Below are 760 nucleotides of genomic sequence, written 5' to 3'. Positions count from 1 at the left end.
ATCGACAGCTACCGATACCATCACCGTTCATTCAGCCGATGGCACGCCGCATCAAGTGACCATCACTGTTAATGGTACTAATGATGCCGCTGTCATATCAGGATCAAATACTGGCGCGGTGACGGAAGAAACACAACTTCATACCTCAGGCACACTGACTGTTACGGATGTGGATACTGGCGAAGCGCACTTCTCCAATACCAACATTGTTGGGACGTTAGGTACTCTCCACCTAACAGATAATGGTAGTTGGACTTACGATCTAGACAACACTAACCCGACGGTTCAAGCATTAGGTAAAGGCTCGACAGCAACCGATACCATCACCGTTCATTCGGCTGATGGCACGCCGCATCAAGTAACAATTATAGTTAATGGCACTAATGATACTGCCGTAATTGGTGGCTCAAATACCGGAGCGGTGACGGAAGAAACACAACTTCATACTTCAGGCTCGCTGACTGTTACGGACGTGGATACTGGTGAAGCGCACTTCTCCAATACCAACATTGTTGGGACTTTAGGTACTCTCCACCTAACAAATAATGGTAATTGGACATACGATCTAGATAATACTAACCCAACCGTTCAAGCGTTAGGTAAAGGCGCGACAGCAACCGATACCATCACCGTTCATTCAGCCGATGGCACGCCTCATCAAGTAACAATTACGGTTAATGGCACTAACGATAAAGCGGTAATTGGTGGCTCAAATACTGGTGCGGTGACAGAAGAAACACAACTTCATACCTCAGGTACA

General features: G+C 46.8%; 1 protein-coding gene. It reads left to right on the top strand.

The window, feature by feature from the left end; translation table 11 throughout:
* Positions 1 to 760: VCBS domain-containing protein (locus BTO23_RS03840; protein ID WP_211295914.1), on the top strand; the 760-nt coding region annotated here is incomplete at both ends.

It is taken from the genome of Aliivibrio sifiae (genome assembly GCF_002954715.1).
Classification (GTDB): Bacteria; Pseudomonadota; Gammaproteobacteria; order Enterobacterales; family Vibrionaceae; genus Aliivibrio; species Aliivibrio sifiae.
Note: the sequence above shows the minus strand (reverse complement) of the source record. Positions and strands in the feature narration are given on the sequence as shown.